The following is a 23,882-nucleotide window of genomic DNA, read 5'->3' on the forward strand; positions in this document are numbered from 1 at the left end:
CATAGACCTGCCAGCCAGCCAGCGCCGACAGTTCGAGAAACGGGGAGCCCGGGTCCAGCAGCTGATTGATGCGCTCGCGGGGCAGCAGCTTGCCACGGGCCTGATGGCGGGCGTTGTTGGCCGCGCCGCCCCCTAGCGCGATCTCGGCAATGCGGGCGTGGAGATCGTCGACCAGCCCCTGCATGGCGGCCCGATTGGCCGCATATTCCGGGCTCGCCGTGTCGAGGCGGGAGTGGATACGACTCATGCATTTTCTCCCATCAGCTCGCGGCCGATGAGCCAGCGGCGGATCTCCGAGGTGCCGGCGCCGATCTCGTAGAGTTTGGCGTCCCGCAGTAGGCGGCCAGTGGGGTATTCGTTGATGTAACCGTTGCCGCCGAGCAGCTGGATGGCATCGAGGGCCATCTGGGTGGCGTTTTCGGCGGCAAACAGGATGGCTGCGGCGCAATCTTTACGGCTGGTGCGACCCTGATCGCAGGCGCTCGCCACCGAGTAGACCAGCGCCCGGCTGCTGGCGAGGCGGGTATACATGTCGGCGAGCTTGCCCTGCACCAGCTGGAACTCGCCGATGGCTTGACCAAACTGCTTGCGCTCACGCACATAGGGCAGCACTACATCCATGCAGGCCTGCATGATGCCAAGGGGGCCCGCAGCCAGCACCACCCGCTCGTAATCGAGCCCGCTCATCAGCACCTTGACCCCGCCGTGCAGGGTGCCCAGCAGGTTTTCCTGCGGCACTCGGCAGTTGTCGAACACCAGCTCGCAGGTGCTGGAGCCGCGCATCCCCAGCTTGTCGAGCTTCTGGGCGGTAGAAAAACCGGGAGTGCCGGCTTCAACGATAAAGGCAGAAATTCCTTTGGGGCCCGCACTGGTATCTGTCTTGGCATAGATGACGAAGGTGTCGGCATCGGGACCGTTGGTGATCCAAATCTTGTTGCCGTTCAGCACGAAGTGATCGCCCTCGCGCTCCGCGGTCAGGCGCATGCTGACCACATCGGACCCGGCTCCCGGCTCGCTCATGGCCAGCGCCCCCACATGCTCGCCGCTTACCAGCGGGGGGAGGTAGCGTGCTTTTTGCTCCGCCGTGCCGTGGCGGTGGATCTGGTTGATGCAGAGATTGGAGTGGGCGCCGTAGGAGAGGCCGACCGAGGCGCTGGCGCGGCTTACCTGTTCCATCACCAGCACGTGGGCCAGATAGCCGAGGTTCACCCCATCATACTCCTCCGCCACCGTGATGCCGTGCAGCCCCAGTTCACCCATCCGGGGCCAGAGATCACGGGGAAATGCGTTGCTCTGATCGATCTCGCTGGCGCGCGGGGCGATCACTTTCTGGCAGAAGGCCGCAACCTGTTCGGTCAGGGCATTCAGGGTCTCATCCATCTGCATCCATGCTCTCCTTGCGGATATGACAGTCGGGTAGGAAGGTTGGCTCGACCGGCTGACTCGGCGTTACGGCTGGTAGTGGTCGGTCCATTTTGTACTTCACTTCTGCTACAAGTTTACGTTAGCGTAAACGTAAATCAATTGTTAATCTGTTGTGTGTTGATAAAGCGGTGGTAGTGAAAGAGTCATCAGCTGCCACGACAACAGCGCCATAGTGGCAGATCCGACAGACGCAGCGTGTGGGCGCCGCGTCATAAAGCACTAACTCAGGAAAAGAAGCGCGGGGCAACAAGGGAGCGAACGACAAGATGGATTTTACCCTGACAGATGATCAACAGGCGTATGTGGAGGCGGCCGCCGCCTTTGCCGATGAGGCGCTCAAACCCCATGCCGCGCGCTGGGACAAGGAGCATGAGTTTCCGATCCCGACCATCAAGCAGGCGGCCGAGCTAGGTTTTTGTGGTCTCTATACTCCGGAGCAGTTTGGCGGATTGGGGCTGCCGCGCCTCGATGCGAGCCTCATCTTCGAGCGTCTTGCCATGGGCTGTACCTCGACTACTGCGTATCTGACCATTCACAACATGGTGAGCTGGATGCTGGGTAGTTGGTTGCCCACCGAGGTTGCCAAGGAGTGGGTGCCCAAACTGGCTAGCGGCGAATTGCTGGGCTCCTATTGCCTCACCGAGCCGGGGGCGGGTTCCGATGCTGCGGCACTCAAGACCCGGGCGGTGCGTGAGGGTGACAGCTACCTCATCGAGGGAACCAAGGTCTTTATCTCGGGAGCAGGCAGCAGCAATGTGCTGGTGGTGATGGCCCGTACCGGTGGTGAAGGTGCGAAGGGGATCTCTGCCTTTATGGTGCCGGCTAATGCCCCCGGCGTGAGCTATGGCAAGGCAGAAGAGAAGATGGGCTGGAACAGCCAGCCGACCCGGGAGGTTGTTTTCAACGGGGTGCGTATTCCCGCCCGCTACCGCTTGGGTGAGGAGGGGGAAGGGTTCAAGTTCGCCATGCAGGCCCTCGATGGGGGGCGCATCAATATTGCCACCTGTTCGGTGGGCACCGCCCAGCAGGCGCTGGACGATGCGCTGGCTTATGTGCAGCAGCGCCAGCAATTTGGTCACCCGATCAGCGAATTCCAGAGCGTGCAGTTTCGCCTGGCCGATATGGCGACCGAGCTGGCTGCCGCCCGCCTGCTGGTACGTCAGGCCGCCGACAAACTGGATCGCGGGGCACCGGACAAGAGTGCCTGGTGCGCCATGGCCAAACGTTATGCTACCGATGTGGGTTATCGAATCTGTGATGAGGCTCTGCAACTCTTTGGCGGCTATGGTTATATCCGCGAGTATCCGCTCGAGCGCTATCTGCGCGATACCCGGGTACACCGCATTCTGGAGGGCACCAACGAGGTGATGCGACTCATCATCGCGCGCCGCATGCTGACCGAGCCCGGTTTGTCGCTGGGCTAACCGGTGGTCGCATCAAGGGTGTGTTGCCTGCCACCCGATTTGCACCATGCCGGTTTCGGCTTTGTGAGCCAGCCACAGGTTGGTGTCATTCAAGCCTGTCATCATGGCGGCAGCTTCATCGACAAGGACAATGTTATGACAAGGATCAGACTCGAATATCATGGCCACGTGGCCTATATCACCCTCGACCATCCCCCTGCCAACACCTGGACCCTCGCCAGCCTGCAGGCCTTTTTGCAGATGATGGTGGAGCTCGACAGTCGTCCCGATGTGGTGGCGCTGGTGATCCGTGGTGCGGGCGACAAATTTTTCTGCGCCGGTGCCGACCTCAATATGTTTGTCGAGGGGAATGTCGAGCTGGCCCGTGAAGTAGCCGAGGCCTTTGGCAAGGCCTTCGAGGCGCTGGCCCGTTTTCACGGCGTCAGTATCGCCGCCATCAATGGTTATGCCATGGGCGGTGGGCTGGAAGTGGCGCTGGCTTGTGATATCCGCATCGCCGAGCAGCAGGCGTTGCTGGGACTGCCGGAAGCATCGGTGGGCTTGCTTCCCTGTGCCGGTGGCACCCAGCGCCTGACCGAGCTGGTGGGGCCGGGCTGGGCCAAGCGGATGATCCTCTGCGGTGAGAAAGTGAGTGCCTCGCTGGCCTACGAGATGGGGCTGGTGGAGGAGGTGGTGAAAACCGGTCAGGCGTGGGAGGCGGCGCACCAGATGGCCCATCTGGTGGAGCGCCAGAGCCCGAGCGCCCTGCGCGCCTGCAAAACCCTGATCAATCAGGGCCGCAGTGGCCCGCGGGATGCCGCCTTGCCCCTTGAGCGGTCGCTGTTTCTCGATCTCTTTAGCGATGCCAATCAGCGTGAAGGGGTGGCCGCCTTCCTGGAGAAACGCTTACCGCGCTGGCAATATGGCCCAACAGAATAAATCCATATGGAGCTGTTTATGAGTGAGCCGGTCAATGTTAGCTGTTATCCCACCGAAGATGGTCATCAGGTCGGGGTGTTGACCCTCGACAGCCCTGCGTCTCTCAACGCATTGAGCCTGCCGATGATCCAGATCCTGCAACAGACGCTGACCCGTTGGGAGCAGGATCCCGCCATCGTCTGTGTGCTGCTGCAGGGGGCGGGTGAGAAGGCATTTTGTGCCGGTGGCGATATCCGCTCCTTCTATTACCGCAAGCAGGAGGCAAGCGGATCGGAACTGTTCGAATATGCCCGCGACTTTTTCGAGCAGGAGTACCGGCTCGACCACCACATCCACTCTTACCGCAAGCCCCTGATCTGCGTGGCGGACGGTATCTGCATGGGGGGCGGCATTGGCCTGTTTGCCGGAGCCGATTTTCGGGTTGTCACCGAAAGAAGCCTGTTCGCCATGCCGGAGGTGACCATCGGCCTCTACCCCGACGTGGGGGCGAGCTGGTTTTTAAGCCGGATGCCGGGGCGGCTGGGGCTCTGGCTCGGTCTGACAGGTGCCCGCTTCAACGGGAGTGATGCCATCGGTCTTGGGCTGGCGGATCACGCCATCGCCAGTGGCGAGCGCAGTGCGCTGTTGGCACGCCTCGCCGTACTCGAGTGGGCTGGCAGTGGTGAGCCCCGTGCGCAGATCGATCAGCTCCTCAGGGGGTTGCATGCTGATGTGGCGGCTCGCTTGCCTGCGCCAGTGCTGTTGCCCCATCAACAGAGGATCGATGCCCTGCTGGCGGGACGCACGTTGCAAGGGGTATTGGCGCGGTTGTTCGAAGCTCAGTTCGATGAACAGGAGGCGGTATTCCAGCAGGCGCAGCAGCTCTGCCGCACCGGCAGCCCTATCAGCCGTGCCATTTTGTGGCGCCAATATTGGCAGGCTCGCCGCAACTCACTGGCAGAGGTATTTGCCGAAGAGCTGACCCTCTCGGTCAACTGTGTGCTGAAGGGGGATTTTGTGGAAGGGGTACGGGCACTGCTGATCGACAAGGATAAAGATCCCCGCTGGCAACAGTTGCCACCGGAGGGGGAGTGGCTGAATGAGTTCTATCGCTGGCCGCAGGGGCGCAATCCGTTGGCCTGCAAGGAATAACATCTTGGCAACCGGCGGACGCCGCCATCAGCAACGCAAGGAGCAAGCGGGATGACAAGGATAGGGTTTATCGGGCTCGGCAACATGGGTGGCCCCATGGCGGCCAATCTGGCCAGGGCCGGGCACAGGGTGCAGGTGTTTGATCTGGTTGCCCAAAACATTGAGCGCGCCATCGCCGCTGGCTGCATCGCCGCGGGGGATGCCCGTGAGGCGGTGACTGGCTGCGAGGTGGTGATCAGCATGTTGCCTGCGGGGGAACATGTGCGCGCCCTTTGGTTGGGCGAGAGCGCCGGTGAGCGGGGCGGGCAGGATCTGCTGGCGGCCCTGCCGGTTGGTGCACTGGTGATCGACTGCTCCACTATCGATGTCGACTCTGCCCGTCAGGTCGGGGAGGCGGCCCGCGCACGCGGTTTGCGCTTTATTGATGCCCCTGTCTCGGGCGGTGTCGCCGGTGCGGCCGCCGGGACGCTCACCTTTATCGTTGGCGGCGCCGCGGCAGATTTCGAGGCGGCGAAACCTCTGCTCGCCTGCATGGGGCAGAACCTGTTTCACGCCGGGACGCTGGGCGCCGGGCAGATCGCCAAGATGTGCAACAACATGCTGCTTGCGATCCATATGGCGGGTACCGCCGAGGCGCTGGCCCTCGGGGTGAAAGAGGGACTGGATCCCGCCGTGCTCTCCACCATCATGGGCAAGAGCTCCGGCAACAACTGGAGTCTGGAGCGCTACAACCCCTGGCCCGGGGTGATGGAGAATGTCCCAGCCGCCCGCAACTATCAGGGGGGCTTTATGACCCGTTTGATGGTGAAAGATTTGGGATTGGCCATGGCGCTGGCCGAGCATGGCCACAGCGCTGTGCCCATGGGGGCGCTCGCGCGTAACCTGTTCAACCTGCATGCCGCTCAGGGGCAGGGGAGCCGCGATTTCTCCAGCATCGTCGAACTCTATCTGGATAAACAGGATCCCGCCTGACGGGCCACCTCTCTTCAAGGCATCTCTCTTCGACCAGCTACAAGGAGCATTGATGGATATCAAAGATAAGGTCATCGTTATTACCGGCGCTGGACGTGGCTTGGGACGGGCCATTGCGCTGGCCCTGGGCGCACAGGGGGCGACGCTGGCGCTGCTCGACATCAATCGCGCCGATCTGGAGGCGACCGCCGCCATGGTGCGCAGTCAGAATGATCAGTGCGATCAAGATAGCCAGTGCGAGCTGTTTGTCTGCAATGTGGCGAGCGAAGCCGAGGTTGAGTCGGTTTTTGCTGGCATCAAGGAGCGTTTTGGCGTGCTGCACGGTCTTATCAACTGCGCCGGCATTTTGCGCGATGGCATGCTGATCAAGGTGAAAGAGGGTGAGCTGGTGGAGAAGATGACGCTGGCCCAGTGGCAGAGCGTGATTGACGTCAACCTCACCGGTACCTTCCTCTGCGGTCGCGAGGGGGCGGCGCTGATGGCGCAAGGGGGGCAGGGGGGCGTCATCATCAACATCTCCTCCATTGCTCGCGCCGGCAATATCGGCCAGAGCAACTATGCCGCCAGCAAGGCGGGAGTTGCCTCGCTGGTGGTGACCTGGGCGCGGGAGCTGGCTCGCCATGGCATTCGGGTCATGGGAATTGCCCCTGGGGTGTTTGCCACCGACATGACGGCGGCGATGAAGCCGGAGGCGATGGCGCGGATGCAGCAGGCCATTCCGGTCGGCACCCTTGGCGATGCGCAACAGCTGGCCGAGACGGTGAGCTTTATTTTTGCCAACGACTATCTGTCGGGAAGGATGATAGAACTGGATGGCGGTTTGCGTTTATAGGGATTTACATAATGGGCCCCGGTGTTTCCACCGGGGCTTTTTTATGCAGATTATTTATACAGAGAGTGCCTGAATGGCGATGCATAGGAACCATGCGAGTCAGGTTGTGTTGGCAGAAAAATGAGAAATATCAATGGGTCTTGGTTAATTTGAGCCAGCTCACAGGCCATATGGGTCAGTGCTGTAAAATTGCGCGCGGTCAAGGCGGTGCATGATTGACGAGACGAGGGATTGCGGTCGGAATAGTCATGCAATATAGTTGCCGCCTTTTTCACGGGGTCAGGATTCCCAGCCCCTCCCATATTGCGCGCAGTATGAATACGGACGCTCTGCCGCCGCCTAAATAAACAGGATTGAAATGGACAAGAAACTAGGGCTGGGCGCCCTCATTTCGCTGGTGATCGGCTCCATGGTCGGCGCCGGGGTCTTCAGTCTGCCACAAAACATTGCTGCGCATGCCAGTGCCGGGGCGGTCGCCCTGGGTTGGGCCATCACCGGTCTTGGCATGATCTGTCTCGCGCTGGTCTATCAGAACCTCTCCATGCGCCGCCCTGATCTCGATGGCGGTATCTTCAGCTATGCCAAGGCCGGTTTCGGCGATTTCATCGGTTTCAACGCCGCCTGGGGTTACTGGCTCTGCCAACTGCTGGCCAACGTATCCTACGCCATCGTAGTGTTTAGCGCCCTGAGCTACTTCTTCGATACGCCTGACAACGTCATCTTCGGTGACGGCAATACGCCGGTGGCCATCACGCTGGCCTCCATCCTGATCTGGTCGGTGCATGCGCTGGTGCTGCGCGGGGTACAGGTTGCTGCACTGGTGAATATCGTCACTACCATCGCCAAGATGGTGCCGCTCATCGTCTTCTGTGTTGCGATCCTGCTGGCCTTCAACATGGATACCTTCACTCTGGATATTTGGGGCCAGAACAACATGGAGCTGGGCTCCGTGATGGATCAGGTCAAGTCCACCATGAAGGTGACCCTCTGGGTCTTTATCGGGATTGAAGGGGCCGTGGTGGTCTCTGCCCGTGCCCGTCATCGCAAGGATGTGGGCCGTGCGACAGTGCTGGCGTTGCTCGGCGCCCTGACACTCTATGTGATGGTGACCCTGTTCTCGCTGGGTGTCATGAGCCAGCCGCAACTGGCGGCGCTCAAGAACCCTTCTACCGCCATGATCCTTGAAGCCGTAGTCGGCCCCTGGGGGGCCTGGCTTATCAACATCGGTCTGGTGGTGTCTGTGATGGGGGCGCTGCTCAGCTGGACCGTGCTGGCCGCTGAAGTGCCCTATATCGCAGGCAAGACCGGTGTGTTCCCGGGCTGGTTTGCCAAGGAGAACAAGAATGGCTCGCCGCAGGTGTCCCTCTGGTGCTCTACCTGTCTGGTGCAGATCTTCCTGATCATCATCTACTTCCAGAGCAGCACCTATCTGGCGCTGGTCAACATCGCCACCTCGGCGGCGCTGGTGCCCTACGTTTTCTCCGGTGCCTATGGCCTGAAGCTGGCATTGAAAGGGGAGACCTATCAGGGTCAACCTCATCAGCGCAAGCGTGACCTGCTGCTGGCCCTGGTGGCGACGGTTTACGGCTGCTGGCTGGTCTACGCTGCCGGTGTGGAGTACCTGTTGCTGGTGGCGCTGCTCTATAGTCCGGGCATCTTCATCTACTGGAAGGCGCGTCAGCATCACGGTCTGCGCGGCCTTAACCGATTGGAGCAGGGGATGACGGCGGCCCTGCTTGGCTGTGCCGTGCTGGCCTTCTACAAGGTGATGGACGGTACCATTCCACTGCACTAACCGGCACAATGAAGAGATGGCCCTCGCGCCATCTCTTTTTTTTCATGCAGATATCCACTGTTGCCCGGCCGTGTTGGCCAGTTTTTGTTTAACACAGGAATTTTTATGCTGTTTATGGGTTACCTCCTGCTGGGCGCCTTTGCCGGTATGCTGGCGGGACTGTTCGGGATCGGCGGCGGTCTTATCATTGTCCCCGTGCTGGTTATGACCTTTCGCGCCCAGGGCATCGACCCTGAAATCATTACCCATCTGGCCCTCGGCACCTCGTTGCCCACCATGATCTTTACCGGATTCAGCTCGCTGCGGGCCCACCGGGAGGCGGGCGCCGTCGATTGGGTGATGATCCGCCGACTCGGCGCCGGCATGCTGATCGGGAGCTGGCTTGGCGGCATGACCGCCAATCTGCTCAGCACCAGCACCCTCAATATCATCATCGGTTGTTTCGCCTGGAGCATGGCGCTACAGATGGGGCTCAACCTTAAACCCAAAGCGGAACGCCATATGCCGGGGCCGCTCGGCACAGGCATTGCCGGTACCATCATTGGCTGGATGTCAGCCCTGTTTGGTATTGGCGGTGGCTCGCTGACCGTCCCTTATCTGAGCTGGAACTCGGTGCCAATGCGCAATGCGGTAGCGGCCTCTGCAGCCTGCAGCATGCCCATCGCGCTTGCGGGGAGCCTCAGCTACCTCTATGCGGGTTGGGATCATGCCGATCTGCCCGAGTGGAGTGTGGGCTACATCTATCTGCCCGCCCTGCTGGGCATTGTGCTGACCAGTACCCAGTTCGCCCGCATTGGCGCCAAGCTGGCACACCGCCTGTCACCCACACGCCTCAAGCAGGCCTTTGCCCTGCTGATGCTGCTGGTGGGGGCGAAATTTATGCTGTTTAGCTGATTCATTCGGCAGATTGTTGAAAAATAAGGCAAACGATCTGTTGGAGGGCAGAAAGCCGTTGCATTGAACGCCCAGTTTGCCTATTCTCCTCGCCGGTGGTCCTATTGGTCCTCTCGCATTGATAACCCGTCGACCTGGTCAGGACCGGAAGGTAGCAGCCAAGGCGGGGGACTCGAGTGCCGGGATGTGGCTGGTAGGGCCACCACTTGTTTCTGCAATTCAATAAGTTAGCTTCCTAAAGCCCTTGGTCATCCACTTTGTGTGGACGACGAGGAGCTCATCGATGAATCTCTGGCTCAGTCCCCACGGCATCTGGTATTACCGGAAAGTCACCACGCTCCCCTGTGGTCGTCGTAAAGAGATCAAAAAATCCCTGCATGCCCGAGACAAGCTGACGGCTCGTGCAGCTGTTGCGAAGCGGCTTGCCTGCGTGGGTTCCAGACCCAAGCCCATTCAGTTGTCTGCAGAGGTCAATGTTGCCCCACATGAGCAATCAGTAGCCCGGAATCCGCGGTTTTATTGCTTGGTGACACGCATGGCTGCGTTGTATTTGAGCCGCCCATGGGAAATATGTCTGTTAATCTCGCTTAGCAGCGTCTCTTTATTGATGGGCTTGGTGATATATCCATTCATGCCATGGGAGAGATAGTATTGCTTGGATTCCGGCATCGCATCCGCCGTCAGGGCGATGATGGGGATATCTGCCCAAGGCATCTGGGAGGTGCGGATCCGGGTGGTGGCCACCAGGCCATCCATCACTGGCATCTGAACATCCATCAACACCAGATCAAATTCGGTGTGACCCAGTTTCTCCAGCGCCTCTTCTCCCTGAACGGCCAGTGTGACCTGATGGCCCACGGAGTCGAGCATGGCGCCGATCACCTTGCGGTTGGTGGCATTGTCATCAACCAGCAAGATGCGATAGCTCTCCTGATCCAGCGGCTTGGACGGCAGGCAAACAATTGAGGGGGTCGTGGCTCTGGCGGGCCAGATGTAGGTAAAAGTACTGCCATGTCCCTCGCTGCTCTCTACCGAGATATCGCCGCCCATCAGGCGTGCGAGGTTACGGGATATTTCAAGACCCAGGCCCGATCCGCCATATTGGCGGGTGATCGAGACATCCGCTTGGGCGAAACGTTGAAACAGGTTCTTTAACTGACTTTTGCTCATGCCGATCCCGGTGTCCTGGATCGAGATGCGTATCGAGTGGCGATCCTGCTCCAACAGGGTGCTATCAACGTGGATCTTTACTTCCCCCTGATGGGTGAACTTGATGGCATTGCTCACCAGATTGAAGAGGATCTGCCGCACTCTCAGCGGGTCGATCATCAACCACTCTGGCGTATCGGGGGCAACAGTCAGGGTCAGCTTGATCCCTTTTGCATCGCAGTTGCTCTGCATCAGGGCCCGGATATCCTCCAGCAGCTGGGGCAAGTGATGGGGGGCCAGTTGCAGCTCGATCTTGCCCTCTTCCAGCTTGGATACATCCAGAATGTCGTTGAGCAGACCGAGCAGATGGTTTGCCGATTCCCGCGCCGTCTCCAGATAGTCTCGCTCCCTCGGATCCATATCCCGGTCGGCCAGCAGTGAGAGCATGCCGAGAATGCCATTCATGGGGGTGCGAATTTCATGGCTCATGTTGGCCAAAAAGCTGCTTTTGGCTCTTGTGCCTGCCTCTGCCGCCTGATTTGCCCGCAGCAGTTTGTCATTGAGCTGCTGCATCAGTTTGTGCTGCAGAAACGAGATATTCATTTGCCGCCAGATCAGCAGGGCGAGCACAAAGAGCAGCGCAAATTGCAGGGTCGCGATGAGTGTCGTCGTGATGATCTGCTCCCTCACGCTGTCGCGGCGTGCCACATCAAACAGGGTCGCCTGCTGGTTCACCTCCAGAGTCAGCTGATGGAGCAGGGGAAGCAGGGAGGCGAGCTGTTGGCGCAGCTCCTGATGGGCAAGATTGTCCAGCGGCTTGGTGGCTTCCGGGCCGAGCCAGATATCCGCCAGAGAGATGTAGGAGCGAATGGCTTTGCTTGCCTGCTGATATATCTCTGTTTGCTGAAGCAGGCTGCGATCCTTGCTCTCCAGTACCAGATCCATGCGGCTGACCAGAATATCGTATCTGAGCTGGAAGGTCGGTTGCGACTCATGGAGCAGCGAGCTTTGAAAACGCAGTGCTTCGTTATAGAGCTGGAAATAGTTCCACATCACGTTGTCTTCGCCCTGGCTGGTACTGCGCTGCAGATCCTGAAATTGCCGGTACTGGATGGTACCAATACCGGCAAAGGCAAGGAGCAGCACACAAAGCACCACAAACAAGAAACGTTGACTGGCCGCCATGGAACGCATGATGGGATCTACTCCACTTTTATCGCGCTGATCTGCCAGATAGCCCGACCGTAATAGAGCTTGTTTTGCAGTTCGGGATATTGATCGAACGGATAGACAAGGAACAGCGGCCCTTTGTCACGCACCGACAGTGGCTTGCCATTGATCGTGCGGGCGAGGATGACCCGATACTGCTCGGCATCGCTGGTCGGCACCTGTACCGAGTAGTCATTGAGCGCGGTAATGGTGAGCTGTTTGCCGGTTGCCCCGACCTTGGCCAATACATCTTGCAGCAGCGGGCCGCGAAAGGTCTTGGCTTCGTCATACCAGGGGGTATGGGTTTTGATTTCGTGTACCGGCAGTTGATCCAGCATGGCGCTGTCCCACAGGGCCAGAGCCTGATGAGTGGGGCTGCTGATGGCGCCTTCAACCTTCAACACGGCGCTGTCAGGGGAGGGGGCTGCGTATGCGGTGCCGCAAAGGGCTGCCAGCAGTGGTGCGATGTAAAGGCCTGCTTTCATGATCTCTCCTTCCTGGAAAATGGCGGCATGGGGGCCGAGCCAACGGTGGCTTGTGAAGTGTGTCCAAAGGCAAGCAATAATCGGGCCCGGTCTAATGGGCTTGAATTATCAGCCATTTAGCCTGTTATCGGGCGATCTCGGCCAAGGTGAATTGCAGTTTGCAACGTGCGGGGGAGGTTAATTGCAATTTGGCAATCAAAACGAGGAGTGGGTGTCGATGAATAAGGAGCAAAGAGTATCATTTGGAGAACAAGTGCCGTGGCACTGCCCGGCATAACATTTGCAACGTGCTGAATGCCGTGACAGCAAATAGTCTGAGAATCGACAAGGAGCTAGCGATGGAAAGCATGACTTACACCCTTAATGATATCCAGGTAGTGGTACTGGAAAACGAGTTTGACGCGATGGCCGTCAGTGAGCTCCGCCCGTTGTTTGAAACCCTCTCGACCCACCCGGGAGATATCCTGGCCGATATCAGCGATGTTCATTTTATCGACTCATCGGGGATCGGAGCCTTGGTATTTCTCTATAAAAGATTGATTATGAACGGGCATCAGATGGCCCTTGTCTGTGGACCCGGTCAACCTCATGACCTGCTGGAGATGCTGCATATCGACCGGGTGATCCCCTGCCATGAGAGCATCAAGGCCTATATGCGTTCCCGTGGCATGATGGCCGCTGCATCATGAAACGCTTTGGTATCCTGCTCTCGTCTATTCTGCTGTCGGGTTGTGCGCAGTGGCCGCCACAGGGGTATGGCGGCATGGCAGAGGCAAGACCCACCCGTATTCCGGTCAATGAGGATGAACGGCGGGTCTGGTCTCGTTATGATGAGCGTCAGAAGGAACTCGACTTGCAGCTGACGGAATTAAAGCAAGCGAGTCTGCAGGGGTGTATGCCTGCCGAGTTGAAACGACTACAATCTCAACGTATTGATATCGAACGGGATATGCACGGACGGCTCTGGTCGGATGTAGCCTGGCGTCAGACCGTGTTGGCACAATCACTACAACAAGTACGTTTGCGGCTGCAACAGACAACAGCGGATGGCTGTCGTGCTGATTGGTCAGGGCTCCCCTTACGCCAATGGGGGCAGACGTAACAGACGAAAAGGATGTCTATGAAACGGGGCGCTCTCGAAGGATTGATCTGTGTTCTCTTGCTGTTGTTCACCTGCCCGTTACTGGCCTCCACCTTGTTGGCTCCCGGTGATCGGTTGGCCATAGTGCAACCCGGTGAGCCTGCTTTTGATCAGCCTTTCCAGATCAACAAGCAGGGGGAGATTGCACTGCCTGAAGTTGGAAACGTCGTGGTGGGGGGGAAGACCCTGCAACAGGCGGATGAGCTGATCCGCACCGCCCTCAAACCTGTTTACAACAACCTCTCTCAATTGACCGTCACCTTGCTGGAGAAGCGGCTGCTGATCAGCGTGATGGGCTATGTCAAAAAACCCGGCAGTTATGATCTGGCGCCCGATGGCAACGTGCAGATGGCCCTCGATGCCGCTGGCGGGTTGGTGCCCGGTGCCCAGCTCAACAACATGCAGGTGCGGCGCGGCAGCACGGTATCTAGCTTCGACTACAAGCGTTATCTCGATACCGGCGATGCCAGCGTGTTGCCGCCATTGCAATCCCTCGATGTGGTGTTCGTACCCGCCTCTCCGCTGATCGGCAACGTGCAAATAGATTTTGATGCGGCAACCCTGGCGGCAGGCGGGGATGGCGATACCGGCAAGGCGATCAAGGTGTTTGGCGAGGTCAACAGCCCCGGCGCCTTCAGTTTCAAGAGTGGCAACTCCATCGTGGATCTGCTGATGCGGGCAGGTGGGGTAACCCGTTTTGCCGGGGTGGAGCGGATCCGGGTGATCAATGGTGATGCCCCCGAACTGTTCGATCTCAAAGCCTATCTCGACTCCGGCAACAACAAGCTGCTGCCCAATCTGGCGCCGGGCGCCACCATCTTCGTGCCCAAGGATGAAGAGCAGATAAAACGGGGGGCACGCACCATCTACATCATGGGCGAGGTGTTCAAACCCGGCGCCTATGAGGGGCGGGAAGGGGACTCCTTCCTCGATATTCTGGCCAATGCCGGTGGCCCGACCCGCTATGCCGAGAGTCGCCAGATCCGTTTGCTCCGCACCGATGGCACGATCGAACCCATCGACTTGCAGGCCTATACCGAAGGGATGCAAAAGGCGCTGCCCCAAGTCAAACCCGGTGATGCCATCTTTGTGCCGGAGAAGACCGACATTAACGAGAAATCCTGGTTAAAAGTGGCGCCCGGACGGGCGGTGATGGTGATGGGGGCGGTGCGGATCCCGGGCCGCTATGAATGGTCTGACGAGATGTCGCTGCTGGATCTGATCGCCCACGCTGGTGGCCCCAACGAGCGGGCCGATATCGCCAAGGTGCAGATCCTGACCGCCGAAGGGGGGCAGGCCACGCCAACCCTGTTTGATCTGGACAAGTTTCTCCATCAGGGGGGGGCGCTGGCCAGCCTGCCGAAGATCCGGGCCGGATTCACCATCATGATCCCCGAGCTGCCCACCGATCCCAGTGACAACAAGTCCCAATGGGTGCGCCAGTCACCGGACAGTTCCATCTATATCTTCGGTCAGGTCGGGGCCCCCGGTCGCTATGCCTTCAATGAGCAGATGGGCTTTATCGACATCCTGTCGGCCGCCGATGGTCCGACTGCGGCGGCGGATCTGCGCAATGTGCGCATCGCCCATCGCAGTGGCAGCACGGCGCGGGTCAGCAAGCTCGATCTTGCCCTCTACTTTGAAACCGGCGATGAAACCTTGCTGCCCAAGGTGCTGCCCGGTGACTCCATCTACCTGCCGGAGAAGAATCGCCCCTGGCTCGATGAGCCGAAGGAGAACACCATTCGGGTGCTGGGAGCGATCGCCCGCCCGGGTCGCTACCGCTTTGACTCCTCCATGACCCTGCTGGATCTGCTGGCCGAGGCGGGTGGCCCGACCAGCAGCGCCTATATCAAGAAGATTGTGGTGATCAACATGGCCACCAGTGGTCAGGGGGATCAGGCCCGCAGCTTCGATCTCGACGGCTTTGCCAAAGAGCCCGACTTTAGCCAGTTGCCGGTGCTGCGCGCAGGGGACACCGTATTTATCCCTGACAGCAAGAGCAGCAACTGGGCCATTTTCATGGATGGCATGCGCGACATCCTGACCACGATCTCGGTGGTGGCCCTGGTCGGGACGCTTTGATATGAGCATCCCCATTCAATATCTGGAGCTCGAATCCCTCTACGCGGCGACGGTCGCCCGGGGGATCCGCTCGCTGGCGGTCACCTCGTCGGAAGGGGGAGAGGGGGTGAGCTCCATCTGCGATGCGCTGGCAAGGCGCTCGGAGGCGGATGGGCTGCGCACCCTGCTGGTGGATCTCAATCTCTATCACCCCGGCCGCGCCACGGCGGTTGCTTGGGGTCCCAATGATGTGCCCGAGCCTGTGGCCACTGGCCGCTCCTTGTCCCTGCTCCCGGCGCCGGGCAAGGATCTGATGGCCTTTCGCAACAAGGATACCTTGCGCCAATTGTTGGTTCGTTGGCTGGAGCATTACGATGTGGTGATCTTCGATACCTCGCCGCTCACCGCCCTCAATCGGGGCAATATTCCGGCCGATCAGGTGTGTGGGGCCTGTGAAGGGGCACTGCTGGTGGTGCTGGCGGGAGTGACCCCGACGACCGTGGTACAAAGTGCGGTGGATAAACTGACCCGTGCCGAGGCCAATCTGATTGGCGCAGTCTATAACGACAAACTCAACCCGGGGCTGGCCAGCGAGATCCTGCGCGAGCTCAACCGGCTGCCCAGCAACCGGGTGACCGAATGGCTCAAGCGCTGGTGCCGGCGCAGCGCCTTGCTCAATTTCCGGATCTGATCGCCCGCTGATGGAGGCCCGATATGGATGACTGGTTGCGATCTGCTCCGGCAACCCTGCAGTCGGTGCGCGAACTGCGCAACCGGCTGGCACAGGGGCTCTCCCTGTTTCAGGTCTCCCCAAAGGATCAAGCCAACTGGCTGCTCTGTTTCAGTGAGCTGGCCACCAATAGCGTCAAACACACAGCTCCTCCTGCGACTCGGCTCTGGCTCACGCTGAAAGAGGATGAAACGGGCTTGAGTCTGATACTGGAGGATGATGGCGGCCCGCAACCCGGTCTTGCCAGTGCGCCGTTACCCGATGAGCTGCAGGAGGGGGGATACGGGCTGGCGCTGGTACACCAGCTGTTTGCCGAGGTGCACTTCTCTCGCGACGGTGAGCGCAATCGCGTGACCCTTCGCCAGCAGGGCCCGGTCAACCAACTGCCGGTGATCGCGGTGATCGACGATGACAAGGTGATGCGTGCCCTGCTCACCGCCTATCTCCATGAGCACTACCGGGTTGAAAGTTATGCCGACTCCCATGCCGCCCTGCTGGCGCTCGGAAAGCAGCCCCCCGCGCTGGTGCTCTCCGATATCGAGATGGAGGGGATCGATGGCTTTGGGCTGCGCCAGCAGTTGATGAAGGATCCCAAGATGAAGGGGGTGCCCTTTATCTTCCTGACCGGTCATCAGGATCAGTGGACCCAGAGTCGGGCGGGGGCGCTGGGGATCGATGACTTTCTGGTCAAACCCATCACCAAGCAGGACCTGTTGCTGGCGGTTTCGCGGGTGCTGCAACGCTCGGAGCAGCTCAAGTCGCAATGGGGCGAGCAGCTGGATCAGCGCATGACCTCGGCGCTGCGCCCGTTATTGCCCGCCACCTCCATAGGGGGATACCAGCTGGCGTTGCAAACCCGCGCGGCCACCGTGGGGGGCGGGGACTTTCTGCTGGTCAAGGATCGGGTGCTGTGGCTCGGGGATGTAATGGGCCACGATGCGGAAGCCAAGTTCTTCGCCCATGCCTATGCCGGTTATCTGCGCGGCTTGCTGACTGCGCACGATCTGGAGCGCGCCCCCGCCCGTTTGCTGACCATCTTGTCCAATGCGGTTCACAGTGATCCGCTCCTCGGGGCTACTCTGCTCACCACCCTCTGCATCGAGCTCGGCAACGAGGGGCGGGTGCAGTGGGCCAGCGCGGGCCACCCTGCGCCCTGGCTGGTCGGGCCCGGTACCATCCGTCAGGTCGGTGTGACCGGCCCCTTGCCCGGTTTGCGCCCGGATCCCCACTTCGTGACCAATGAGCGTCAGCTCAAGCCCGGCGAGATCCTGCTGTTCTGGACCGACGGTCTGCTCGATAGTCGTGATGCCGCAGAGCGCCAGCGCTGGGAGTCGCAGCTAAAAGAGATCTGCCTGACTTCGGGGCCCGGTCTTGAGCAACTGGCTCATCGCATTGCCCGCTGGTTTGATGAGCGCATCAATGATGCCGCCCTCGATGACATGACCCTCTTGCTGGTCGCCTGTCCCGGCGCCTGATCCTGCCCCTCTTTGCCTGACTGGCCCGCTCTATGCAGCGCCTCATTTCAGGTGGCATGGAGCCACGGGAGGAGGGCCTTATGTTACCCATGCAACAGATCTGGCTGGCCATCGATGCGCGTCAGGTCGGTGGAATTGAAGTTCACATTATCCATCTCGCCAACGATCTGCTGGCCAGGGGATTTCGCCCCACCATAGTGCTGGTGAGCAACCATGGCATGACCCCCTTTACGACCCTGCTCAAACAACAGGGCTTGCCCTACGAGGTGTGCCAAAACAGCAGCGATTTTATGCGCCGTCTGGCCCGCCAGCCGGCTTCTGTGCTGATCCATACCCACGGCTACAAGGCTGGGGTGCTGGGGCGGCTGACAGCCTGGTTCACCGGTAAATCGGTGGTCTCTACCTTTCACAGTGGGGATGACGGGGAAGGTTTGCTGAAGTTTTACAGCTGGCTGGATCGCACCACAGCGCGTTTTGCGAAGTGTATTGCAGTAAGCGAGCCCATCGCTCGCAAATTGCCTGTGCCAAGCACAGTGATCAGCAACTTTGTCCCCATGCCTGCGACGCCTGCATCAGTGGCAGGCAACCGGATTGCCTTTGTCGGCCGCCTCTCGCCGGAAAAGGGGCCGGAGGCGTTCTGCCAGCTGGCTGCCTTCTGCCCGGATGGGGCGTTTCATCTCTACGGGGATGGCCCCATGAAAAGCGCCTTGTTGCAGCAGTATGGTGATCGCGTCCAGCTTCATGGTTTCCAGAACATGGCCAATGAGTGGCACAACATCGACCTGCTCTGCATCACTTCCCGCTTTGAAGGGTTGCCGCTGGTGGCCCTGGAGGCGATGGCTCACGGCATACCGGTTTGTACCTTTGCGGTGGGGGGGCTGGTCAATCTGATCGACCATAAATCCAATGGCTGGCTGGTGGAGCCCGGCCATGTGCGGGATATGGCGGAGCTGGTCAACTACTGGCTGCGCAGCGATGGGGTGGTGCGCAGCAAAATGAGTCAGGCGGCCCGCAACACCATAGCCCGTGGGTACAGCGTCAACAACAGGGTGACCGATATTCTGGCCGTCTACAGCGCCTGAATCACGGAGAAACCTGTCAAAACGAGTGGCCGCTGGCCACTCGTTTTTTTATGTGCAGGTGTTAGGGATTGCAGGGGGCTGATTGCTTCTGTGATCACGCAACGCTCGGGTTTCTGCGGTTGGTCAAACTGGCATCAGGCCTTTGGATGGATGGGGCCAGATGATGGCGATCAGATCGCTGACTTCTTTGTGATCACCGCGGACGTGCCACAACGATGCGCCATAAAAAAGGCCATTGCAGTGGCAATGGCCTGATGGGCGTTGAGATATGGTTGAGGTCGGCGCGGCGGAATTAGCGCCCCTTCTTGCCAACCATGATGGCGATCGTCTTGCCGATGATATGCACATCCTGCACCAGCCAGCGCCAGGGGTGGAGCAGGGCAACCGAGTAGGCCAGATCGAACGCCAGCTTGCTGCGCACATCATCGAGCGACTCGTCGTAACCCTGATTGACCTGCGCCAGACCGGTAATACCGGGGGCCACTTCATAGGTGCGTTCAATAAAGTACGGCACCGCATCTTCCAGACGGTTGGCGATCCCGGGTCGCTCCGGGCGGGGGCCGATCAGCGACATCTCCCCCTTGAGCACATTGATAAACTGCGGCAGCTCATCGAGCCGGGTTTTGCGCAGAAAGTCGCCGCTGCGGGTGATCCGGCTGTCCCCCTTGCCACACCAGACCGGCCCGGTGGCCGCCTCGGCGTCGGCGCGCATGGTGCGAAACTTGATCATGAAAAAGAGCTCGGTATGGGTGGCGTGGCTGCGCCCGATCCGCAGCTGACGAAAGAACACAGGCCCCGGGCTATCGAGCCGGATGGCCAACATGATCAGCGGCCACAGCGGCAGCGTCAGCAGCAGGCCAAGAGTGGCACCGAGCAGATCCATGCTGCGTTTGACCACCAGGGTCAATCTTGGAATGGGGTGTGTCATACGGCTTTCTCCTGTGACATGAAACGTATGGGGGCGCGCAGGCAGTAGCGCAGGGTGCCCATGCCGTTGTACCAGTGTCCGAGTACCAGATAGTGGATCTTGCGAAACAGATTGGGCCAGGGGTGCACAGGGGTCAGCTGGATCAAGATGACCAGCAGATACCCCAGCAGTTGCAGCCCCAGCAGCAGTTGAAACAGCAGGGATTGGGTGGCCAGCGGGATGGCGCAGAGCCACAGCAGGGTCAGGCAGAGCGGCATCAACACCCGCAGCCCCTTGCCACTGGCAAAGTTGAAGGCAACCCAGCCGAACTTGGGGTGCAGCAGGGGGAGCAACCGCAACAGCTGCTGGGTATTGCCTGCCCCGATCCGCTTGCGCCGTGTCGCCTCCAGCGCGGCATCGGAAACTTCCAGCTCCAGTGCGGCGCAGCGATTGTCATAGACAGCCCGATACCCCTTGGCGATGGCCTGCATCGGCAGGATGAAATCGTCGTTGATGGTATCGGCGGCCAGCGGGGTGAGGCACTCCCGGCGCATCATGTAAAAGGCCCCGTGGGCCCCCAGCATGCCGCCAAGGGCCGACTCGCAGAGCTTGATCTGGCTTTGATAGTGCCAGTAACTCTCCTCGCCCTGTGAGCCCGGTTGCCAGAAGCGGTATGCCTCCCCGACCACCCCTACCTTGGGGTCGGCAAAATGGGCGACCGCCAGCAGCAGGCTGTCGATGGGCAGCAGGGCCGAGACATCGGTGAGGGCTACCAGATCGCTGTGCACCCGGGTCATGGCCTCGTTGAGCACGGCGACCTTGCCGCGATTGCGGGGGTGATCAAACAGCCTGATCTGCAACTGCTGCAGGGCGGGATCACCGAGCTGGCTCAGCGCAATGGGGTAACTGTTGTCGCTGCAGCCGTCGAAATGCACATGCACCCACAGCTTGTCGGCGGGGTAATCGAGGCTGGCGAGGTTTTGCAGCTTGGCCGCGATGGTCGCCGCCTCGTTGTAGACCGGCATCAGCAAAGTGATGGTCGGCAGCGCCTCATCGGCGGCCTCTGCTTTGAATCCCCGATCCAGAGGGTTGGGCGGATTGGCCACCTTGCGCGCCTGCCGACCACCGAATTTGAGCAGCAGGGGATAGCCGACATGGTGGTAGACCACCAGTACAGCGCACAGCCAGAACACGATCATGATCCATTCCATGGGATGCTCCTCTGGTCATCGGGTCGCTTGATCAGCGGCTGTAGAGCTGCTGATAGGCCTGAGCCATCCGGCTCAAGCTGCTTTGCTGGCACACAAACTCTCGGGTGACGGCACGCAGGCTATGGCACTGCAGCAACCCTTGTGCCAGAAGCTGGGCAAGGCGGTCGGGATCCCGCTCAGACAGGATATGGCCGCTGGCCTGACAGACGATCTCTCTGGCCGCCCCCACGTCGCTCATCACCACCGGCACCCCGCAGGCCTGTGCTTCCAGCACGCAGAGCGGCATCCCCTCCGCCAGTGAGGGGAGGCAGAAGAGATCCAGCCCCTGGTAGAAGCGCGGCATGTTTTCGACCAGCCCCAGAAAATGGACCCGATGGGCGATCCCCAGTTGCTGACACTGTTGTTGCAACGCATTTTGCAAACTGCCTACCCCTGCCAACGCAAGATGCACCTCCTCCGGCAGGGTGCGGATCGCCTCCAGCAGCAAGTTATGCCCCTTGACCGATTCAAGGCGGGCGGCGCAGCCAATCAACTTGATCCCTTGCGGCAGCCCCATCTCCTGACGGGCGAGGGCGGCGGCGCCCGGGGCAAAGCGCCGCTCATCGATGCCGTTGGGGATCACGGTTGGCGACAGCTGGCCCAGCTTGGCCAGCAGCTGGTTGGCCACCGGCGTCGCATCGGCCACCAGAATGGGTTTGAAGACGCGCAGTCCCCACAGGGCCAGCGTGCGCTGATGGGGATCATCGAGATACCAGGCATCGTGCTCTGTGTGTACCAGGGTGGGCACCCGGGCCAGCCGACTGGCCAGACCGCCATAGAGCATGGGCCCCAGATGGTGGGTATGTACCGCGACGGGCTTGAGTTGGCGCAGCAGTCGGGTGAGCCGCCAGAGGGTCGCCAGCGACCAGCCTGCGGGCTTTTCCAGACAGTGAATATTGCCTGCGAAGGGATGCAGAGCGGGCCATGCCCTTAGCACATCCCCTTTGCGCCCTTCGAGGGAGATGATATGCACCGGTTGCTCGGCGGGGCTCGCCTGAGTGAGGTTGAGCACCATGGTCTCCAGCCCGCCGGGCTGCAGGTGCTGCACGATTTGCACGACAGGTGGAACAGCAGGTTGCACGACAGACTGAACGACGGGCTGGGCGCTGGCGTTCCTACGGGGATGGGGTCTGTGCGACGGGGTTGATGACAACATGGTTCGCGCTCCGGCAAGGGAAGGGGTGACACCCCGGATAGTGGGAGAATGCGAATCTTGTACCACTCTTGCGATCTGCCCACAGAGGCGATCAGCTCCTCTGGTGGCATTGCCTTTGCATCGTGCGGGGGGAGGGCTTTTCTCAGGGAGTGATGCCATGCCTGTCCAGTTCTATTACAACCTCTACATCATTCTCTTTGCCGCCTGGCGCCGTCGTTATCTGCTGGTGATCCCGGTACTGGTGATGCCGCTGGTGGGCGTGACGGTCGGCCTGCTCACCCCCAAGGAGTATGAGAGCCGCACCACCTTTATGGTGCCGCAAGATGCCAACCAGACCCCGACCCTCAAGGATCTGATCACTCAGGAGAGTCTCAAGGATCGCTTTGCGGTGCTCGAAGCCCTGCTGCGCAGTCGTTATGTGCTCGATGGCGTGGCGCGGGATCGCGGTCTGGTCAATGACGAGACCCCGCCAGCTCAGCGCGATGCCATCATGGACTGGCTCTCGAGTGCCGTCTCGCTGCGGCTGATCGGCGATGAGGTGATCGAGATAAAGGTAAAAGCGGATTCGGCGGCCAACAGCGCCGGTTTGCTCGAAGCCATTTCGCGGCGCTTTTTCTTCAACCTGCTTAGCAAGGGGCGCCAGTCGGCGGAATCGTCCGAACGTTTCCTGCAAAGCCAGCTCGACAGCCGCCGCAGCGAATTGCAAGCGGCTGAGCAGCTGCTCGCCGACTTCAAACGGGAGCATGCCAGCGCCTTGCCCCAGCAGCAGAGTACCAACGTCGCCCGTCTCTATGGCTTGCAGGACCGCTATGCCGAGAGCCTGATCACCCTGCAGCAGGCCAAGGCCCGGGTCGATCAGCTATCACTGGGGCAGGAGAGCCAGCTGGCCCGCCAGCTGGATGAGAAGCTGCAACTGATGCGCACCGAGCTGGTGTTGCTGCGGGCTCGCTACAGCGACGAGCACAGCAAGGTACAGAGTCTGCGCTATCAGATTGACCAGTTGCAGCAGGAGTTTGAGCAGCTCAAATCCCAACCGGATATGGCCCGCGGGCCCGAGTGGCAGCTGGCCCAGACGCAGCTGACGGAGGCAGAGCAAAACGCCGCTGGCTTGAAGAGTCAGCTGGATGGGCTGGACAAGGTGGTCGACTCCCAGGGGGATACCGAGCGCCAACTCGCCGAGCTGGAGCGGGATCTTGCGGTCAAACGCACCCTCTATCAGGATTTGCTGCTGCGCTATGAGAAGGCCAAGGTGACCGGCGATCTGGGCAACTTCGAGCAGGGGGAGCGGATCAAGGTGATCGACAAGCCCTTTGCACCCAGCAAGCCGAGCAACTACCCGCTCTGGCTGTTTCTGCTGGCGGGCATTGTTGGCGGGTTGGGGCTCGGCTGCGGTCTGGCGCTGGTGGCCGAACTGGCGGATGCCAGCCTGCGCCGCTCCGATCAGCTGGCCGCCCTGGTCAAGGCGCCGGTGCTAAGCCGGATTCCCTACTGCGAGCCGGTGCCGGACTATCCATCCAACAGTGATCAGGCGCTGGATGGGCAGGTGCAGCCCTTGTCACCAGAACCGGGTTGATTGCCGCAAAACTGGCTGACAGCCGGAACCTGAATATATCTGAAAAGGCCTTGTGATAAGGCCTTTTTTATATCGTGCAGATGGCTGAAATGACTTTCAGTTATTCACATTATTTTTGATTGAGAAAGTAGAGGAGGCCAGTGCTTCTATTTACTGTGGTTTTATACAGTGATAAGATTGGAGTCAGACAAGAGGTGTGATGATTTCTCAAAAAACGAATTTATATTGTTAGTTGATTGACTTTAAATATATTTCATTTCGTATGACTGG

Annotated in this window: 20 protein-coding genes, 1 other RNA gene and 1 pseudogene; 15 read left to right on the plus strand and 7 right to left on the minus strand. The window is 60.0% G+C overall.

Annotated features, from left to right (window positions below):
* Positions 1-247 (minus strand): annotated as a pseudogene (locus tag L972_RS02535) (methylcrotonoyl-CoA carboxylase); the annotation flags it as partial.
* Complete coding sequence (locus L972_RS02540; RefSeq protein ID WP_047435129.1) at positions 244-1,386, minus strand: isovaleryl-CoA dehydrogenase; 1,143 nt, start codon at positions 1,384-1,386, stop codon at positions 244-246. The gene L972_RS02540 and the pseudogene L972_RS02535, both read right to left, overlap by 4 nt.
* Before the next feature lie 305 nt (positions 1,387-1,691).
* Here L972_RS02540 and L972_RS02545 point away from each other — a divergent pair, with 305 nt between their 5' ends.
* The 8 genes from L972_RS02545 to ffs all read left to right on the plus strand — a co-directional run bounded on the left by L972_RS02545 (position 1,692) and on the right by ffs (position 9,590).
* Entirely contained in the window at positions 1,692-2,849 is a 1,158-nt protein-coding gene (locus L972_RS02545; protein WP_047435131.1) for an acyl-CoA dehydrogenase family protein, read from the plus strand.
* Positions 2,850-2,984: 135 nt separating this feature from the next.
* Entirely contained in the window at positions 2,985-3,767 is a 783-nt protein-coding gene (locus L972_RS02550) for an enoyl-CoA hydratase (RefSeq protein WP_005336930.1), read from the plus strand.
* An 18-nt stretch (positions 3,768-3,785) separates the two neighbouring features.
* Positions 3,786-4,898 carry an enoyl-CoA hydratase/isomerase family protein gene (locus L972_RS02555; protein WP_047435332.1) on the plus strand — a complete coding sequence of 371 codons (1,113 nt, stop codon included), beginning with the start codon at positions 3,786-3,788 and terminating at the stop codon, positions 4,896-4,898.
* A 51-nt stretch (positions 4,899-4,949) separates the two neighbouring features.
* Positions 4,950-5,870, plus strand: a complete 921-nt coding sequence (mmsB, locus tag L972_RS02560; RefSeq protein ID WP_047435134.1) for a 3-hydroxyisobutyrate dehydrogenase — start codon at positions 4,950-4,952, stop codon at positions 5,868-5,870.
* A 52-nt stretch (positions 5,871-5,922) separates the two neighbouring features.
* Positions 5,923-6,702 carry an SDR family oxidoreductase gene (locus tag L972_RS02565; protein ID WP_047435137.1) on the plus strand — a complete coding sequence of 260 codons (780 nt, stop codon included), beginning with the start codon at positions 5,923-5,925 and terminating at the stop codon, positions 6,700-6,702.
* Positions 6,703-7,060: 358 nt separating this feature from the next.
* The gene (arcD, locus tag L972_RS02570; protein ID WP_005336921.1) at positions 7,061-8,497 is read left to right on the plus strand and encodes an arginine-ornithine antiporter; all 1,437 of its coding nucleotides are present in this window, start codon (positions 7,061-7,063) and stop codon (positions 8,495-8,497) included.
* Between the two features lie 105 nt (positions 8,498-8,602).
* A complete protein-coding gene (locus tag L972_RS02575) occupies positions 8,603-9,391 on the plus strand; it encodes a sulfite exporter TauE/SafE family protein (RefSeq protein ID WP_047435140.1) in 789 nt (262 codons plus the stop codon).
* 102 nt (positions 9,392-9,493) lie between these two features.
* Positions 9,494-9,590: signal recognition particle sRNA small type (gene ffs / locus L972_RS20495), an RNA gene on the plus strand.
* A 317-nt stretch (positions 9,591-9,907) separates the two neighbouring features.
* Here ffs and L972_RS02580 read toward each other — a convergent pair.
* Together L972_RS02580 and L972_RS02585 are read right to left on the minus strand one after the other, a co-directional pair.
* Positions 9,908-11,734, minus strand: a complete 1,827-nt coding sequence (locus L972_RS02580) for an ATP-binding protein (RefSeq protein ID WP_047435143.1) — start codon at positions 11,732-11,734, stop codon at positions 9,908-9,910.
* Positions 11,735-11,742: 8 nt separating this feature from the next.
* The gene (locus L972_RS02585) at positions 11,743-12,234 is read right to left on the minus strand and encodes a molybdopterin-dependent oxidoreductase (protein ID WP_005351410.1); all 492 of its coding nucleotides are present in this window, start codon (positions 12,232-12,234) and stop codon (positions 11,743-11,745) included.
* Positions 12,235-12,572: 338 nt separating this feature from the next.
* Between L972_RS02585 and L972_RS02590 the strand changes: the two genes are divergently transcribed.
* The 6 genes from L972_RS02590 (at position 12,573) to L972_RS02615 (ending at position 18,726) form a co-directional block, all read left to right on the plus strand.
* Positions 12,573-12,923, plus strand: coding sequence for an STAS domain-containing protein (locus tag L972_RS02590; protein ID WP_005333409.1), 351 nt, complete (start codon positions 12,573-12,575; stop codon positions 12,921-12,923).
* Positions 12,920-13,336 (plus strand): hypothetical protein, encoded by a 417-nt coding sequence (locus L972_RS02595; RefSeq protein ID WP_019445317.1) that lies wholly within the window; start codon positions 12,920-12,922, stop codon positions 13,334-13,336. The genes L972_RS02590 and L972_RS02595 overlap by 4 nt, the downstream gene beginning before the upstream one ends.
* Before the next feature lie 18 nt (positions 13,337-13,354).
* Positions 13,355-15,460 (plus strand): SLBB domain-containing protein, encoded by a 2,106-nt coding sequence (locus tag L972_RS02600; protein ID WP_005360128.1) that lies wholly within the window; start codon positions 13,355-13,357, stop codon positions 15,458-15,460.
* 1 nt (position 15,461) lies between these two features.
* On the plus strand, positions 15,462-16,130 hold the full coding sequence (locus L972_RS02605; protein ID WP_005360129.1) for a tyrosine-protein kinase family protein: 669 nt from the start codon (positions 15,462-15,464) through the stop codon (positions 16,128-16,130).
* Positions 16,131-16,153: 23 nt separating this feature from the next.
* Positions 16,154-17,644: a SpoIIE family protein phosphatase gene (locus tag L972_RS02610; RefSeq protein WP_047435148.1), complete on the plus strand. Its 1,491-nt coding sequence runs from the start codon at positions 16,154-16,156 to the stop codon at positions 17,642-17,644.
* 80 nt (positions 17,645-17,724) lie between these two features.
* The gene (locus L972_RS02615) at positions 17,725-18,726 is read left to right on the plus strand and encodes a glycosyltransferase family 4 protein (protein ID WP_047435150.1); all 1,002 of its coding nucleotides are present in this window, start codon (positions 17,725-17,727) and stop codon (positions 18,724-18,726) included.
* Between the two features lie 292 nt (positions 18,727-19,018).
* Here L972_RS02615 and L972_RS02620 read toward each other — a convergent pair whose 3' ends face one another.
* The 3 genes from L972_RS02620 to L972_RS02630 are packed head-to-tail and all read right to left on the minus strand — an operon-like array spanning position 19,019 to position 21,931.
* A complete protein-coding gene (locus L972_RS02620) occupies positions 19,019-19,654 on the minus strand; it encodes a sugar transferase (protein ID WP_005333398.1) in 636 nt (211 codons plus the stop codon).
* Positions 19,651-20,844, minus strand: coding sequence for a glycosyltransferase family 2 protein (locus L972_RS02625; protein WP_047435158.1), 1,194 nt, complete (start codon positions 20,842-20,844; stop codon positions 19,651-19,653). The genes L972_RS02620 and L972_RS02625 overlap by 4 nt, the downstream gene beginning before the upstream one ends.
* 31 nt (positions 20,845-20,875) lie before the next feature.
* Positions 20,876-21,931, minus strand: coding sequence for a glycosyltransferase (locus tag L972_RS02630; RefSeq protein WP_231560891.1), 1,056 nt, complete (start codon positions 21,929-21,931; stop codon positions 20,876-20,878).
* A gap of 265 nt (positions 21,932-22,196) precedes the next feature.
* Between L972_RS02630 and L972_RS02635 the strand changes: the two genes are divergently transcribed.
* Positions 22,197-23,612: a GumC family protein gene (locus L972_RS02635; protein WP_047435164.1), complete on the plus strand. Its 1,416-nt coding sequence runs from the start codon at positions 22,197-22,199 to the stop codon at positions 23,610-23,612.
* Positions 23,613-23,882: the final 270 nt, after the last annotated feature.

This window comes from Aeromonas sp. ZOR0001 (assembly GCF_000801015.1).
Lineage (GTDB): Bacteria > Pseudomonadota > Gammaproteobacteria > Enterobacterales > Aeromonadaceae > Aeromonas > Aeromonas veronii.

Coding starts and splice junctions, on each gene's coding strand:
- L972_RS02605 (WP_005360129.1), top strand. CDS start 15,462: ATGAGCATCCCCATTCAATATCTGGAGCTCGAATCCCTCTACGCGGCG.
- L972_RS02585 (WP_005351410.1), bottom strand. CDS start 12,234: ATGAAAGCAGGCCTTTACATCGCACCACTGCTGGCAGCCCTTTGCGGC.
- L972_RS02625 (WP_047435158.1), bottom strand. CDS start 20,844: ATGGAATGGATCATGATCGTGTTCTGGCTGTGCGCTGTACTGGTGGTC.
- arcD (WP_005336921.1), top strand. CDS start 7,061: ATGGACAAGAAACTAGGGCTGGGCGCCCTCATTTCGCTGGTGATCGGC.
- L972_RS02620 (WP_005333398.1), bottom strand. CDS start 19,654: ATGACACACCCCATTCCAAGATTGACCCTGGTGGTCAAACGCAGCATG.
- L972_RS02610 (WP_047435148.1), top strand. CDS start 16,154: ATGGATGACTGGTTGCGATCTGCTCCGGCAACCCTGCAGTCGGTGCGC.
- L972_RS02565 (WP_047435137.1), top strand. CDS start 5,923: ATGGATATCAAAGATAAGGTCATCGTTATTACCGGCGCTGGACGTGGC.
- mmsB (WP_047435134.1), top strand. CDS start 4,950: ATGACAAGGATAGGGTTTATCGGGCTCGGCAACATGGGTGGCCCCATG.
- L972_RS02575 (WP_047435140.1), top strand. CDS start 8,603: ATGCTGTTTATGGGTTACCTCCTGCTGGGCGCCTTTGCCGGTATGCTG.
- L972_RS02595 (WP_019445317.1), top strand. CDS start 12,920: ATGAAACGCTTTGGTATCCTGCTCTCGTCTATTCTGCTGTCGGGTTGT.
- L972_RS02545 (WP_047435131.1), top strand. CDS start 1,692: ATGGATTTTACCCTGACAGATGATCAACAGGCGTATGTGGAGGCGGCC.
- L972_RS02635 (WP_047435164.1), top strand. CDS start 22,197: ATGCCTGTCCAGTTCTATTACAACCTCTACATCATTCTCTTTGCCGCC.
- L972_RS02555 (WP_047435332.1), top strand. CDS start 3,786: ATGAGTGAGCCGGTCAATGTTAGCTGTTATCCCACCGAAGATGGTCAT.
- L972_RS02615 (WP_047435150.1), top strand. CDS start 17,725: ATGTTACCCATGCAACAGATCTGGCTGGCCATCGATGCGCGTCAGGTC.
- L972_RS02600 (WP_005360128.1), top strand. CDS start 13,355: ATGAAACGGGGCGCTCTCGAAGGATTGATCTGTGTTCTCTTGCTGTTG.
- L972_RS02590 (WP_005333409.1), top strand. CDS start 12,573: ATGGAAAGCATGACTTACACCCTTAATGATATCCAGGTAGTGGTACTG.
- L972_RS02540 (WP_047435129.1), bottom strand. CDS start 1,386: ATGCAGATGGATGAGACCCTGAATGCCCTGACCGAACAGGTTGCGGCC.
- L972_RS02550 (WP_005336930.1), top strand. CDS start 2,985: ATGACAAGGATCAGACTCGAATATCATGGCCACGTGGCCTATATCACC.
- L972_RS02580 (WP_047435143.1), bottom strand. CDS start 11,734: ATGCGTTCCATGGCGGCCAGTCAACGTTTCTTGTTTGTGGTGCTTTGT.